General features: G+C 67.5%; 13 protein-coding genes, 1 tRNA gene and 1 other RNA gene. 10 read left to right on the top strand and 5 right to left on the bottom strand.

Annotated elements, in window-relative coordinates:
* Positions 1 to 85: 85 nt before the first annotated feature.
* A complete protein-coding gene (locus DTA22_RS28485) occupies positions 86 to 1,288 on the bottom strand; it encodes a PucR family transcriptional regulator (protein ID WP_245973378.1) in 1,203 nt (400 codons plus the stop codon).
* Between the two features lie 150 nt (positions 1,289 to 1,438).
* Here DTA22_RS28485 and DTA22_RS28480 point away from each other — a divergent pair, with 150 nt between their 5' ends.
* Both DTA22_RS28480 and DTA22_RS28475 read left to right on the top strand, forming a co-directional pair.
* Positions 1,439 to 2,617: a CaiB/BaiF CoA transferase family protein gene (locus tag DTA22_RS28480; RefSeq protein ID WP_112301682.1), complete on the top strand. Its 1,179-nt coding sequence runs from the start codon at positions 1,439 to 1,441 to the stop codon at positions 2,615 to 2,617.
* 55 nt (positions 2,618 to 2,672) lie between these two features.
* Positions 2,673 to 4,007: an MFS transporter gene (locus tag DTA22_RS28475; protein ID WP_112301681.1), complete on the top strand. Its 1,335-nt coding sequence runs from the start codon at positions 2,673 to 2,675 to the stop codon at positions 4,005 to 4,007.
* A 30-nt stretch (positions 4,008 to 4,037) separates the two neighbouring features.
* Here DTA22_RS28475 and fes read toward each other — a convergent pair whose 3' ends face one another.
* Positions 4,038 to 5,261, bottom strand: a complete 1,224-nt coding sequence (gene fes, locus DTA22_RS28470) for an enterochelin esterase (RefSeq protein WP_112301680.1) — start codon at positions 5,259 to 5,261, stop codon at positions 4,038 to 4,040.
* Between the two features lie 72 nt (positions 5,262 to 5,333).
* Between fes and fepB the strand changes: the two genes are divergently transcribed.
* Entirely contained in the window at positions 5,334 to 6,344 is a 1,011-nt protein-coding gene (gene fepB, locus DTA22_RS28465) for a Fe2+-enterobactin ABC transporter substrate-binding protein (RefSeq protein ID WP_112301679.1), read from the top strand.
* Positions 6,345 to 6,431: 87 nt separating this feature from the next.
* Positions 6,432 to 7,268 (top strand): DUF1206 domain-containing protein, encoded by an 837-nt coding sequence (locus tag DTA22_RS28460; RefSeq protein ID WP_037239601.1) that lies wholly within the window; start codon positions 6,432 to 6,434, stop codon positions 7,266 to 7,268.
* 53 nt (positions 7,269 to 7,321) lie between these two features.
* Here DTA22_RS28460 and DTA22_RS28455 read toward each other — a convergent pair whose 3' ends face one another.
* Both DTA22_RS28455 and ffs read right to left on the bottom strand, forming a co-directional pair.
* Positions 7,322 to 8,620: an aminotransferase class I/II-fold pyridoxal phosphate-dependent enzyme gene (locus DTA22_RS28455; RefSeq protein ID WP_112301678.1), complete on the bottom strand. Its 1,299-nt coding sequence runs from the start codon at positions 8,618 to 8,620 to the stop codon at positions 7,322 to 7,324.
* Positions 8,621 to 8,663: 43 nt separating this feature from the next.
* An RNA gene (gene ffs / locus DTA22_RS28450) (signal recognition particle sRNA small type) lies at positions 8,664 to 8,758 on the bottom strand.
* Between the two features lie 125 nt (positions 8,759 to 8,883).
* Here ffs and DTA22_RS28445 point away from each other — a divergent pair.
* The 4 genes from DTA22_RS28445 (at position 8,884) to DTA22_RS28430 (ending at position 11,411) form a co-directional block, all read left to right on the top strand.
* Positions 8,884 to 9,378: a hypothetical protein gene (locus tag DTA22_RS28445; protein ID WP_112301677.1), complete on the top strand. Its 495-nt coding sequence runs from the start codon at positions 8,884 to 8,886 to the stop codon at positions 9,376 to 9,378.
* A 59-nt stretch (positions 9,379 to 9,437) separates the two neighbouring features.
* Positions 9,438 to 9,525, top strand: a tRNA-Ser gene (locus DTA22_RS28440).
* 177 nt (positions 9,526 to 9,702) lie between these two features.
* Entirely contained in the window at positions 9,703 to 10,662 is a 960-nt protein-coding gene (locus DTA22_RS28435; protein WP_112301676.1) for an alpha/beta hydrolase, read from the top strand.
* A 65-nt stretch (positions 10,663 to 10,727) separates the two neighbouring features.
* On the top strand, positions 10,728 to 11,411 hold the full coding sequence (locus DTA22_RS28430; protein ID WP_112301675.1) for a YoaK family protein: 684 nt from the start codon (positions 10,728 to 10,730) through the stop codon (positions 11,409 to 11,411).
* Here DTA22_RS28430 and DTA22_RS28425 read toward each other — a convergent pair.
* On the bottom strand, positions 11,386 to 11,901 hold the full coding sequence (locus DTA22_RS28425) for a COG4315 family predicted lipoprotein (RefSeq protein ID WP_037239586.1): 516 nt from the start codon (positions 11,899 to 11,901) through the stop codon (positions 11,386 to 11,388). The two genes, DTA22_RS28430 and DTA22_RS28425, sit on opposite strands and share 26 nt — an antisense overlap.
* Before the next feature lie 155 nt (positions 11,902 to 12,056).
* Between DTA22_RS28425 and DTA22_RS28420 the strand changes: the two genes are divergently transcribed.
* Entirely contained in the window at positions 12,057 to 12,866 is an 810-nt protein-coding gene (locus DTA22_RS28420) for a helix-turn-helix domain-containing protein (protein WP_112301674.1), read from the top strand.
* Complete coding sequence (locus DTA22_RS28415; RefSeq protein ID WP_037239580.1) at positions 12,863 to 13,423, top strand: TIGR03086 family metal-binding protein; 561 nt, start codon at positions 12,863 to 12,865, stop codon at positions 13,421 to 13,423. The genes DTA22_RS28420 and DTA22_RS28415 overlap by 4 nt, the downstream gene beginning before the upstream one ends.
* The last annotated feature ends 1 nt before the right edge of the window (position 13,424 follow it).

The raw sequence follows: 13,424 nt of genomic DNA, 5'->3' as shown, positions 1-13,424 counted from the left end.
TTCCGCCGACAATGGAGTTCTCACACACCCGCCGACGCGCCGACCTGTGAGATGTCACAGGTCGGGACAATCGTCCGCCGGCTACTCAGGCCTCCGGCGGTGCGATTCCGGAGTTCACCGCGACGGCGAGCGTGAGGAGATCGTTCGTGACATGGACGTCGAGACCGGTCAGCTCGCGCACTCGATTCAAGCGGTTGTCCACCGTGTTCGGGTGCACGAACAGCGTGTCCGCGGTGCCGCGCCGGTCCTGGTTGCACGCAAGATAGACCCGCAGCGTCTGCACCAGCTCCGGGCGGTTTCGCAGCCCGCTACACCGGTTCATCAGGACGCCCAACGACGCGCTCGCGTGAGCGAAATGGTGTTCCAGAGCCACATCGTCGATTCGGATCGCTCTACCGGTGAGCCCGCACCGCAGACCCACTTCGAGCACCTCTCGCGCGGTCCGTCCCGCACGCGGAAGATCTCCGACCCCGGCCGCCTCGTCGATACCCGCCGTCACGCGAGCCCCGCTGGCCTTCTCGAGGTCCGCGACGAGTGAATCCAGGTCGATCGACGGCGGATGCATCAGCAGCCGTCCGGAGTTCGGACGGATGTCGGTCAACCACAGACCCGGCAGTTCCCGTGCCAGCTGGGCGCGGAGACGGCGCACTTTCCGCTTCACCGCGACCGATCGGGCGTGGGCGTCACCCGACTTTTCGCCGGGGACGTCCCCGATGTCGAGGAACAGGACGACCGGTTGCGCGGGAACGAGTTCGGGGTCGTCGAAGATCCAGTCGTCGCCGCGCAGGACCGCGTCGATGATCGGCGCGTGGTTGTGGTCCTGGGCCGCGACCAGCTCGCGCGCGTGGATCTCGTACGCGGAAGCCACGTCTCGAAGAATGCGGTCGTTGGTCCGGCGGGCCCGGCCGAGCACGAACCAGAACGTCTCGTGGTCGCGGCCCCATTCGGACTCCAGCGCTTCGGCGAGCACGTCGAAGGCCGTCTGCCAGCAGCGCATGTATTCCCGGAGCGGCAAACCCTCGGATACCCGCTCGGTGCCTCGTTCGATGCTTTCCCGCATGGTCTCGGCGATGTCGATCGAGTCCTCGACGACCGAACGGAGACAGACATCGAGCATCGACCGGACGGTGTGGGCACTCTCGCGGTGGAGGTGGTCGGGGACTCCGGTCCCCTCGTAGAGCGGGGTGGCCTGGATGTAACGGTCGATGGTGGTCCTGGCCAGGCGAGGGATCGAGCGCCGCATCCGTGCGATCGAACGCCGCAGATCTGTCTCGGATGCAGCCCGCATCGGTCGACTCCTCACTGTGATGGATCACACAGGTTACCCAGCAAGAGTGTGACCGCCGCCGATGGTACGACAGTCACCGGGTCGGCACGCTGATGCACTGACGAGACCTCCACAGGACTCCTGATGCACCGGCGAAGGAATGAGGACCCCATGACACAGACCGAGAACGCACCGGACCTTCCCCTTGCCGGAATCGTGGTCGTCGACCTCGGCCAGTACATCGCTGCCCCGGGCGCGGCGCAGACGCTTGCCGACCTCGGCGCGGACGTGATCAAAGTCGAGAGCCCCGAGGGTGACCAGGCGCGTGGAATCGGCGTGTACGGCGAAGCGATCATGCGGGCCTACAACCGGCGCAAGAAGTCGATCGTCCTCGACCTCAAGAACGACGTGGACCTCGGCAACGCCCGCTCACTGATCCGCCACGCCGACGTGGTCGTGCACAATCTGCGGCCGGGAGTCATGGACAGGCTGGGACTTTCGGCAGCTGCCATCCGCGAACTGAATCCGACGGTCGTGCTCGCTTCCGTTTCGGGGTTCGGCACCCACGGCCCGTCCCGCGCTCGGCCGGGTCTCGACATCGCGGCGCAGGCGGAAACCGGCATGATGTCGGCGACCGGAGAAGCGGACGGCGATCCGCAGCGTGTCGGATTTCCCCTCGTCGATCATGCGACGTCGTACGTGGTGGCTCAAGCGATCCTCGCTGCGCTGTATCGAAGAGAGCGAACGGGACTCGGCGACGAGATCGACGTATCACTTCTCGACGTTGCGGTCGATCTGCAGTGCGTGAACTGGGGTGAGTACGGCATCACCGGCGTGGTTCCACGCCGGAGCGGCAATGGCCAGCCCACCGCCGCACCTGCGGCAGACATCTTCCGCACTGCAGACGGTTCGATCGTGGTGTCGGCCTATACGGCAGCCAGATTCGAGCAACTGTGTGCGATCGCGAACTGCCCGGAGCTACCGAAAGATCCACGCTTCGCAGACAATCCGGCCAGGGTCGCCCATCGCGCCGAACTACTCGACGCATTGTCGCCGTTCTTCTCCGAACTCGACACCGAAACGGCCCTGCAGCAGCTCACCTCGGCCGGAATCGTTGCAGGGGCGGTCCGTTCGTACGACCAGGTACTGACAGCGGCCGATGTGATCGCCAGTGGCATCTTCGCGACGGCGAGCAGTGTGGAAGGCGCCCAGTATGACATTCCCGGTCTGCCGTACAGCTCGCAGAGCACGCCACGCAATCGTGGCGCCGGCGCTGTCCCCGAACTCGGAGAACACACCGGGGAAGTTCTGAGCCGGTACGGCCTCGTCGATCACGCCACTGTCCATTGACGACAGTTCGGTACCGCTCGTCTCCCCTGCGTCGACCACCGTTCCAGGAGCACCCATGTCCCTTCACAATCCACTCACCCCGCTCGAGGCAGACGAACCTTCCGACGAGCTGGACAAGCCGGGTATTCGACGCCGCGGATGGATCATCACCCTGATGCTGATGGCGTTCATGCTGATCAATTTCGCCGACAAGATCGTCGTCAGTCTCGCGGGCGTCGAGATCAAGGCCGATCTCGGGCTGAGCGATCAGCAGTTCGGCACCGCGCAGAGCGCATTCTTCTGGCTGTTCGCGGTGGGAGCGGTGGCGCTCGGATCACTGGGCGGCAGGGTACCCGCACGGTGGCTACTCGCCGGCCTGGTCGGGCTGTGGGTGCTCAGCCTTGCGCCGATGACCACCACGGTGGGGTTCGGGGTGTTCCTCGCGTGCCGCATGTTGCTCGGATTCGCGGAAGGACCAGCGGGAGCGTTGTCGCAGCAGATCGTCCACACCTGGTTCGCTCCCAAACGGCGTTCCCTGCCCGCTTCGGTCGTCATCATGGGCGCCTCCCTCGGCCCCCTCATCGCGGCGCCGGTTCTGACCTGGATCATTCAGCGCCACAGCTGGCACGCGGCCTTCCTCATCTTGATGGTGGTGGGAGTCGTGTGGTTGGTCGCGTGGTTGTTCGTGGGCGGCGAGGGTCCCGCCGGAAATGCCGGCGCCGGTGCCGGCGAGAAAGCTGTGGCCCTCCCCGACACCGCTCCCCTGCGGGTTCTCTGGGGCCGACCCACCGTCATCGGCGTCGCCCTCTTCTCGTTCTGCTCCTATTGGGCGACCGCACTGAAGGTGAGCTGGCTACCGCTGTATCTCCGCGAGGGCCTCGACTACAGCCCCGGGGTCACAGGACTTCTGATCACGCTACCGTTCGCGTCGGCCGTGGCCCTGACCTTCCTTGCCGGAATGATCTCCACTCGCCTCTCGCTGAACGGCGTCTCGTCGCGAACCGCCCGCGGCCTGTTCTCCGCGTTCCTGCTGGCCGCCGGCGGCGCCTGCATGGTGGGCTTCACCGTCCTTCCGGTCGGGACGGTGCAGATGGTTCTCATCACCCTCGCGTTCTCCCTCAATACCGCGGCGTGGGGCTTGGCATTCTCACTGCTGTCCGATGTGGTGCCCCGGAAGCAGCGTGGTTCGGTCATGAGCATCACAGTCGCGATCTACAGCATCGGGGGCGTCGCGGCACCACTGCTCATCGGTTCCCTCGTGTCAGGATCCGCCGGAACCGCTGCCGGTTACGGCCGCGGATTCGTGATCGTCGGCATCATCATGCTGGTCGGGGCGCTCGCTGCAGTCCTCCTGGTGCATCCGGAACGAGACGCCGAGGTGATTGCCTGCTATCGGCCGGACGCGGACTGACGTATCCACAGAGTTATCCACATCACTGCATTACCGGTCGGTACGCCCCAGCATCGAGGCCACGCCGGCGATCAGACCGTCGCGCCAGTGCAGGACGTCGTGGCCCCCGCAGAACTCTCGGTACCGGACGTCGTGGCCGGTGCCGGCCAACAGGTCGCGCACCTCGCGATTGGGTTCGACGAGCATCCATTCGAGTGTCCCGACCTCCACGCTGAGCCGGCTGTTCGACGGGGGCGTGGCGCGGACGCGGTCCTGGAATGAGACCCCCGGCCCGGAGCCGGGCCACCAGAACGATCCGGACAGGCTGACGGCGCAGCCGAACACCTGCGGTGCCGTCAGTGCGAGGTGGCACGCCGTCAGTCCGCCCAGGCTGCAGCCGGCCACGATCGTCGACGCAGGGTCGTCGGTGACGCCCCATTCGCGCCGCAGCCAGGGCAGCAGTTCGCCGGCGAGACCGGCGGCGAACGCGGGGCTGCAGCCCAACTCTTCGGATCTCAGTTCGGGCCCGACACTGTCGACCATCACGACGAGCGGAACCCGGTGCCCCGCACGTCCGAGCGCATCGACGGCCCCCGCGATCGGCAGGTCGATCGCCCACGTCCGGCCGTCCAGCATCACCACGACCGGACGATTACGAGCAGCGAGTCCGCGCGGTTCGTAGACCCACACCGACCGCCGCGTACCCGACAGGCTGAACGTCGTCTCGTGGAGTGCGCCGCGGCCGGGCCGCTCCGTCCACCAGCGCTGCGCGGGTGCCGCGGGCATCACCGCCTCGGAACTGTCGCCGGTCTGCACCGCCCGCGTCGGCAGCGGGTTGAACGGGTCGGACTGCGCGTCGGCGAGCACGCTTCGCCACCACTGCCAGCCCGGGGTGTCGCCGGGAACCGTCAATGCTTTCGCGCGGGGGATGAAACGGTAAGCGCCCCGCCACTTCTCGGGGACCTCGACCGACAGGGACCACAGGTCGGTGCCGGGTAGCCGCGACAGCGCGGCCCGTTCCGGACGGGAGCGGTCGGTGATTCCGTTGGCGTCGAGGTAGACGTGCCGCGTGCGCGAGGTGCGCTCGTCGCCGTCCGGATCGCGCCAGCAGAACGTCGCGATCACGCAGCCGGGGTCTGCCCCGTCCGGCTCGATCAGCGGACTGCCCGCGGCGGCGAGACGGTCCCAGAACGCGGGGACGCCGTCACGCGTCAGGTCGTCGATCCACCGTGCCCGCACGACGCGACGTTCGGGCCCCGGCACTCGTTGCAGCATCCACTTCCCCGTTCGAATGTAGGTAACGCTAGCCTAAATTAGTTTCTTACCCGTGCGAAAGAGAGTCTTACCGTGAAACTTCGTCGCTCACTGGCAGCCGTCGCTGTCCTCGCCGTCGGGATCGGCGCTGCCGCGTGCTCGTCCGATCCCGATTCCGACGCCGCGACCGCCGGAACCCCGGCCGCGTCCGACCAGAGCTGGCCCCGCACCGTCACCGACGAGACCGGCAGCATCACGATCGACCAGAAGCCCGAGCGGATCGTGTCCACCAGCGTCACCCTCACCGGCTCACTGCTCGCCCTCGACGCCCCCCTGATCGGTACCGGCGCGCAGCGAGCCAGCGACGTCACCGACGAGCACGGTCTGTTCACCCAGTGGGCGGACATCGCCGCCGAGCGCGGCGTCGAAACGCTGTACCAGGGGGAGCCCAACGTCGAGAAGATCACCGCCGCCGATCCCGACCTCATCTTCGTGTCCGCCACGGGCGGCGACTCGGCACTCGATCAGGTGGACACGCTCGAGCAGATCGCACCCGTCGTGGTGCTGCGGTACGACGACAAGTCGTGGCAGGACCTCAGCGGACAGATCGCCGCGGCCATCGGGGCCGAGGAGAAGGCCGACGCCCTCGTCGCGAAGTTCGACCGGCAACTCGACGACGCCAAGTCCGCGCTGGGCGGCAGGGTCGCCGCGGCGAACCCGGTGAATGTGCTCGCGTACAACTCGCCGGAGGAGTCGCGGATCTTCACCGCCGAATCGGCGCAGGGCATCCTCCTGGAACGCCTCGGATTCTCGCTCGCCGAGCTGCCGTCCGACCTCACCGCCGCCGACAAGGGCATCATGGCCGGCCGCAAGGACGTCGTGCCTGCCGGGCAGGAGAACCTGCCGCGAGCGGTGCCCGGCAACACCACGTTCATCGTGATCGGTGAAGCAGCGGACGCCGACAGGTTCCTTGCGGATCCGACGCTGCAGCAGACCCCGTCCGCGGATAAGAAACAGGTGATCGGGCTCGGGAAGGACAGCTTCCGCCTCGACTACTACAGCGCATCCAACCTGATCGACCGGGTCACGAACGCAGTGCGATAACGCTCGCCCCGTGTCGGCGCGGCCCATATCGGGTACATCTACGTCACAGGGACTCCGGTCCGTTCACTCAACCCCGAAGGACACCCGATGGCCCAGAACGAAACGAATCGAGCCAACGGGATGAGCCGCGCCGTCGACAGGGCAACCGACAGCAACACTTTCGAACGCGTCGCGCGCGCGGGCCACGTGATGAGCGGTTTCGTCCACCTGCTGATCGCGTACATCATCGTTCAGCTGGCGTTCGGCACCGGCGGCAACGCCGATCAGTCCGGGGCCCTCGGCGCCCTGGCCGCCAAACCCGGTGGCCGGTTAGTGCTGTGGGTGGCGATGGTCGCGTTCATCGCGATGGCACTGTGGCGGCTCGCCGAGACCGTCCTCGGACCCCACGCGACCGAGAATTCCGGGGGCGACGGCGACGAGACGTCCCTGCTGGACCGCGCGAAGGCGTTCGGCCTTGCCGTCGTCTACTTCGCGTTCGCCTTTTCGGCATACCAGTTCGCGAGCGGCGGCGGGAAATCGAGTGGTCAGCAGAACGCCGGAATGAGTGCACGCCTCATGGAGTCCGGGGGAGGCAAGATTCTTCTCGTGGTGGTGGGTCTGGTCGCCATCGCGATCGGCGGCTACCACATCTACAAGGGGGCGTCGAAGAACTTCCTGGACGACCTGAAGGGCACCCCGTCGAAGCTCGTCGAGCCCCTCGGACTGGTCGGCTACGTAGCCAAGGGCCTCGTCATCGCGGGCGCGGGCGTGCTGGTGATCGTGGCGGTCTTCAACGCCGACCCGTCCAAGGCCACCGGACTCGACGGCGCGGTCAAAACGCTGGGTTCGGCGCCGTTCGGGCAGTTCCTGCTGATCCTTGCGGCACTGGGCATCGCCGCGTACGGGGTGTACAGCTTCGTGATGGCGCGCTACGCCAGGATGTAGAGACACGTCCGGCCGCTCACCTGCGAGGGTGAACGGCCGGACGTCGTGTACTACTAGGACTTCGGCAGGTCCAGGCGTGATTCGGTGGCGGCGAGCAGCACGCACGTCGCGACACCGTTCATCGACTTGTCCAGATCCTCCATCGAGGGGAAGCTCGGCGCGAGCCGGATGTTCTTGTCCTCGGGGTCGACGCCGTACGGGAACGCCGATCCGGCGGCGGTGAGCGCGATCCCCGCGTCCTTCGCCAGAGCGATGACACGCTTCGCGGTGCCCTCGACGACGTCGAGGCTGATGAAGTATCCGCCCTTCGGCTCCGTCCACGACGCCACCTTCGACGCCCCGAGACGATCCTCGAGGATCTTCAGGACGAGCGCGAACTTCGGCGCCAGGATCTCGCGGTGCTTCTCCATGTGCGCACGGACACCCTCGGCGTCGCCGAAGAACCGCAGGTGCCGCAGCTGGTTCAGCTTGTCGGGACCGATGCTCTTCTTACCGAGGTACTTCTGGTACCAGGCCAGGTTCGCGGTCGAGGAACCGAAGAAGCTGACGCCCGCACCGGCGAACGTGATCTTCGACGTCGACGCGAACACGAGCGGCCGGTTCGGGTTATCGGCCTCCGCGGCCATCCCGAGGATGTCCAGCGACGGCGCCGTCTCGCCGACGAGCGGGTGGACGGCGTAGGCGTTGTCCCAGAACAGCCGGAAGTCGGGGGCGGCGGTCGGCATCGACGCCAGCACCCGGGTGACCTCTTCCGAGTACACCGCGCCCGTCGGGTTGGAGTAGTTGGGAACAGCCCACAGACCCTTGATCTGCGGATCGTTGGCCACCAGCTCGGAGATGACGCCGACGTCGGGGCCGTCCGGGCGCATCGGCACCGGGATCATCTCGATGCCGTACGTCTCGGTGATCCCGAAGTGGCGGTCGTAACCGGGCGCCGGGCACAGGAACTTGACCTTCTCCTCCTGCGACCACGGGCGCGGGGAGTCGGGGGTGCCGTGCAGCAGGGCGAACACGACATTGTCGTGCATGATCTCGAGGCTGGCGTTGTTGCCGGCGAGCAGGTTCTCGACGGGGATGCCGAGCAGTTCACCGAAGATGGCGCGCAGCTCCGGCAGGCCGGTGAGCCCGCCGTAGTTGCGGGTGTCGGTGCCGTTGCCGTCGCGGAAGTCGCCGTCGCCGGGCAGTGTCAGCAGCGCCGCCGACAGATCGAGCTGCTCGGGCGAGGGCTTGCCGCGAGTGAGGTCGAGCGTGAGCTTCTCGGTCTTCAGCTGCGCGTAACTCGCAGTCTGGCGCTCGTGCTCCGAAACTAGTTCCTCATGGCTCATCAACCCGATCTGGGTCTGGTTGGTCATCAGGAGCGGCCTCTCACCGACATCGTGGGTCGGGTATGCGAAAGATAGGGGACCCCGCGCACCCGGCAGAGCCCGTTGACCCTTGCTGCCTTCCGGCCCTGGGGGAGTTCACAGGATGCGCGCCGCGCGGGATCCACCACAGAGTGTAGACGGCCCCGAGCCGTGGTCGGGATCCACCCCGGCCCGGGCCCGACGCCGCACCTCTGACCACGGCCAGTGCTACCGTCGCCCCCGCATTCGGCCACCTTCGGCAAAGGATCGGGATGAAACTCAGAAGGACAGCACACGCGGTGACACTCGCCGCCGTCGTGGCAGCACTGTCGGCGTGCGGCGGAGGCAGCGACGACGCAGCCACGTCGGACGCGGTGGGCTGGGACACGGCCGAGCCGTGCACGCTCGCGGACGATGCGACGCTCGCACCGCTTCTCACGGCAGGCGCCGGCGAGGGCACCGCCACCGACAGTCCCGAACGTCGCGCCTGCACGTGGGGCAAGCCCGAGGCGCTGAACACTGTGACGATCACCACTACGAGCGCGCCGGAACCGGTCGACCCCCTGCGCACGATCGACGTCGGCGGGCTCGAGGGGCGCGCACTCGCCGAGAGCAAGTACCAGTGCATCCTCGAGGTCACCACCGATGCGGGCACCCTGTCGATCGAGACCAAATTCGGTCTCGACGCCACCGCGAACCCGGACACGTCCTGCGACCGGTCCGTCCCCCTCGCCGAGCATGCCCTCACCCAGCTGAAGTGGGCCTAGAACGGGCGGCTACCTGGTCGTTTAACGGTGAGCCGCCGTCGTTGGGTATGCTCCTCCACGGAGGATTCGCCTAGTGGCCTATGGCGCTCGCCTGGAACGCGGGTTGGGTTAACGCCCTCAGGGGTTCAAATCCCCTATCCTCCGCCACAGGAACCCCTGTGAACTGCTGAAAAGCGGTTCACAGGGGTTCCTTTTTGTGTCCGCGAACACCGACCGGCGAAGAAAGTCCTGGCCACAGCGGGCGCAATCCGTTATCTCCCTGTTATCGTCTGCGGTGCAGCGTTCGCTGTGCTGTGTGTCGATTCGAGATAAAAGGACATTCGTATGGCGATTCGTCGCACCCGCGCACTGATCGTGGGCCTGGTCGCAGTATTGGCATCGGGCCTCGTGTCCGTATTGGCGGGAACCGGCGTCGCCCACGCCGACTCCGCCCTGATCTCGGTGTATTCACCGTCGATGGACAAGGACATTCCCGTCAAGGTGCTCAAGGCCGCGGGCGGCGGTCCCGCGCCGACCCTGTACCTGCTCGACGGACTGCGGGCACCGGACGACAACAACGGCTGGCTGATCGAGACCGACGTGGAGAACTTCTTCGCGGGCAAGCACGTCAACGTGGTCATCCCGTTCGGTGGCGGCGGCACGTTCTACTCGGACTGGCAGCGTGACGACCCGAAGCTCGGCCGGGTCAAGTGGGAGACCTTCCTGACCAAGGAACTGCCCCCGGTGATGGCTTCCCAGTTCGGCAGCGACGGGGTGAACAACGCGGTCGCTGGTCTGTCGATGAGCGGAACCTCCGCGTTGAACCTGGCCACTCACCGCCCCGACTTCTACAAAGCGGTCGCGTCCTACAGCGGCTACCCGACGGCCAGCTCGCCCGGCTTCGCGCAGGGCATCCAGGTGTCCGTCGCCCAGATGGGCGGCAACGCGCTGAACATGTGGGGCTTCTGGCCGTCGGCTGCGTGGCTTCGCAACGATCCGCTACTCAACGTCGGCGCACTGCGCGGCAAGTCCGTCTACATCTCGTCCGGTGCGGGTGCGGCGGCGGGCGATCCGACCGTCGACCCGGACAGCGACTCGTTCGACCCGGTGAAGTTCTCGCAGACGGTTCCCCTCGAGACCGCCTCCGGCCTGAGCAGTAGGACCTTCGTCCCCGCGGCGAAGGCAGCAGGCGCCAACGTGCAGACGCACATCGCCGACGAGGGCCTCCACACGTGGAACTACTGGCAGGACCGGCTGCACGAGTCCTGGGCCAGCACTCTCGCGCCCGCCCTCGGCACCGCCTGAGCAATTACCCCACAGTGGCCCCCGATCTCCGGATCGGGGGCCACTGTCGTCGACTGCGGTGTTTGATGTGGGGTGTGCCGATCGACGACAGCAGGCGGATGCTCGCGCTGGCGGTGGTGCTGTCCACGCTGGCCGGTTACGTCGACGCCCTGGGATTCATCACGCTCGGCGGGTTCTTCGTCGCGTTCATGAGCGGCAACCTCACCCGGTTCAGTGTCGGGTTCGCGGACGCCGCGTGGGCGCACGCGGCGACTGCTGCCGCGGTGATCGGCATGTTCGTCCTCGGCTGCGCCCTGGGCGCCGTGGTCGTGCACCTGTCCGATCGTCGGCGCCTGCCCATCCGGACGACGGTGCTCGCAGTCGTGTCGGGACTGCTGATCGTCGGCGCGGTGGCCGCGACTCTCGGGGCGAGCACCGTGGCCGTCGGCGCGATGTTGCTCGCGATGGGCGCCGAGAACTCCTTCTTCCAGCGCGACGGTGAGGTGACCATCGGTCTCACCTACATGACGGGCGCGCTCGTGAAGATGGGACATCGGCTGGCCGGGGCACTGTTCGGCGGGCCGCGGTGGGCGTGGCTACGACACTTCGCGTTGTGGGCCGGCCTGGTGGTGGGAGCGGTGACGGGCGCTCTCGCGCACCACTGGATCGGGCTGGACGCCCTGTGGTTCGCTGCCGTGCTGTCGACAGCGCTGACCGTCACCGTCCACCTGGGGATCGACCGGGCTACTCGCCGCCCGCAGTTGTCGTGACCGGGTTGCCGGCGGAGTCGAGGGTCCACCACACGCTGCCGACCGCCTGCCCGAATGCGTCACCGGGTTCGTTGTCGTCCTTGTAGCGGTACACCGGGCGGCCGTTCACGGTGAGCTGATGGGTGCCGTCCGGCGCCGGGATGGTGTCGATGACGACTTCCTGCAACCCCTGAACCGTCGGGTTCTCCGTGACGGAGGTGACCGGCGGCCACGACTGCAGGCACGTGTCCCGGCACGAACTGGCGCCGGAGCCGACCTCGTCGTTGTCGTACACGTAGACAGTCATGCCACCGTCGTCGACCATCACCTCGCCGAGCGTCGTCGGTCCCATCTTCAGGATAGGTGTTCCGGGTGCGGCGGGCGGAGACGTCGGCGTCGGCGATACCGGGGCGTTGCCGCCCGTGTCGCCGGAATCGGTGCTGTCGTAGGCGCAACTCGAGAATGTCAGGCTGACGGCGGCGATCGCGGCCAGCGCCCATGTTCGTCTCATGGAGTCCTCGTTCTCTGTGACGGCGAAGTGGCGGGCCTTCGGGGAACCTCTGCGGACCCGTGCATACAGTTCACCTCGAGTTGCGTGCCGGTGCGGGCACTTCGGGCGATGTGACCGGCCCGCACGTGTCGGTATCCGTGATTAGGCTCCTGTGCATGGGCTGGTACTCGCCGACCTCACCGTCGCCCGACCTCGCCGACACCCTGGTGTGCGGGTGGACCGCGCGCACGCAGGGCGAGCACCTGCTGGTGCCGGACGCGTGTATGGACATCCTGTGGATCCGGGGTGTGGGAATCCGCGTGTGCGGTCCCGAAACCACGGCGTGGTCTTTCGCGCTGCCGCCGGGCACCGAATCCGTCGGCGTCCGTTTCCGCCCCGGCGCCGCCTCGCATCTGCTCGGGACGTCGGCGGCCGAGATCCGCAACATCCGGGTCGGTCTCGGGGACGTGCTCGGGTCCACGTGGGAACGGAATCTGACCGACCGGCTCGACAATGCGCCCGGCGACGCGGAACGAATCGCCCTGTTCGAGAACGCCGTGCGCGCGTGGCGAACCCGCGGACCGGAGGCCGACCCGCTGATCGGCGCCGTCCGGCAGGCCCTCGCCCGGCACTCGTGGAACGTGGGCGCGCTCGCCGACGCCGCCTCGGTCACCGAGCGGCAACTGCAGCGGCGATGCAACGACGCGTTCGGATACGGGCCCGCGACCCTCCGCGGAATCCTGCGGCTGCAACGGTTCATGGCGCTGGCGCAGTCGTGGACGCGGACCGGGCTCGCCGAACTCGCCGCCACCGCCGGCTACAGCGATCAGGCGCATCTGTCGCGGGAATGCCGCCGGATCTCCTCGCTCACCCCGTCCGGCCTCCTCGCCAGTGAGGCCCCCGACTGGCACGGGACGGAATCCGTCGTCGATGTCGGAAATGTTCAAGCCCTCGGGCGCCGAACGGGAGAAGAATCGGCAGCATGACCTCGACAACCGAAACCCCCGCAGCCCATTACCGCGACCTCGCCGCGAAGTTCACGAAGCGCGTCGAATCCGTGCCCGCCGACCGCTGGGACGACGCGTCCCCGTGTGACGGCTGGACGGCCCGCGACGTCGTGCGGCACGTGATCGACACGCAGCGCTACATCGTCACCGTCGTCGACCTGGAACTGCCGGAGCCGCCGTCCGTCGACGAAGACCCGGTTGCCGCCTGGGCGGCCACACGCGACGGCATGCAGGCGATCCTGGACGATCCGGCTCTCGTGAGCCGCGAGTACGACGGACATTTCGGCCGCACCGACCTCGGTAAGACGGTCGACAGCTTCTACTGCTTCGACCTGGTGATCCACGGCTGGGACCTGGCCCGGGCCACCGGCCTCGACGAGACCATCCCCGCCGACGACCTGACCTGGGTCGGCGGCGTCGCCGAGGGGCTGGGCGACAACATCCGCACCGCCGGGGTGTGCGGCCCCGCCGTGGACGTCCCCGCGGACGCCGACGAGCAGACCAGGGTCCTGGCCTTCCTCGGCCGCAAGGCCTGAC

This window comes from Rhodococcus wratislaviensis (assembly GCF_900455735.1).
GTDB lineage: Bacteria > Actinomycetota > Actinomycetes > Mycobacteriales > Mycobacteriaceae > Rhodococcus_F > Rhodococcus_F wratislaviensis.
Note: the sequence above shows the minus strand (reverse complement) of the source record. Positions and strands in the feature narration are given on the sequence as shown.

Bases quoted from the DNA above. Each gene is read 5' to 3' on its own strand.
- DTA22_RS28480 (WP_112301682.1), top strand. From the start codon at position 1,439: ATGACACAGACCGAGAACGCACCGGACCTTCCCCTTGCCGGAATCGTG.
- DTA22_RS28475 (WP_112301681.1), top strand. From the start codon at position 2,673: ATGTCCCTTCACAATCCACTCACCCCGCTCGAGGCAGACGAACCTTCC.
- DTA22_RS28435 (WP_112301676.1), top strand. From the start codon at position 9,703: ATGGCGATTCGTCGCACCCGCGCACTGATCGTGGGCCTGGTCGCAGTA.
- DTA22_RS28485 (WP_245973378.1), bottom strand. From the start codon at position 1,288: ATGCGGGCTGCATCCGAGACAGATCTGCGGCGTTCGATCGCACGGATG.
- DTA22_RS28425 (WP_037239586.1), bottom strand. From the start codon at position 11,901: ATGAGACGAACATGGGCGCTGGCCGCGATCGCCGCCGTCAGCCTGACA.
- DTA22_RS28415 (WP_037239580.1), top strand. From the start codon at position 12,863: ATGACCTCGACAACCGAAACCCCCGCAGCCCATTACCGCGACCTCGCC.
- fes (WP_112301680.1), bottom strand. From the start codon at position 5,261: ATGCTGCAACGAGTGCCGGGGCCCGAACGTCGCGTCGTGCGGGCACGG.
- DTA22_RS28455 (WP_112301678.1), bottom strand. From the start codon at position 8,620: ATGACCAACCAGACCCAGATCGGGTTGATGAGCCATGAGGAACTAGTT.
- DTA22_RS28430 (WP_112301675.1), top strand. From the start codon at position 10,728: ATGTGGGGTGTGCCGATCGACGACAGCAGGCGGATGCTCGCGCTGGCG.
- DTA22_RS28420 (WP_112301674.1), top strand. From the start codon at position 12,057: ATGGGCTGGTACTCGCCGACCTCACCGTCGCCCGACCTCGCCGACACC.
- DTA22_RS28445 (WP_112301677.1), top strand. From the start codon at position 8,884: ATGAAACTCAGAAGGACAGCACACGCGGTGACACTCGCCGCCGTCGTG.
- DTA22_RS28460 (WP_037239601.1), top strand. From the start codon at position 6,432: ATGGCCCAGAACGAAACGAATCGAGCCAACGGGATGAGCCGCGCCGTC.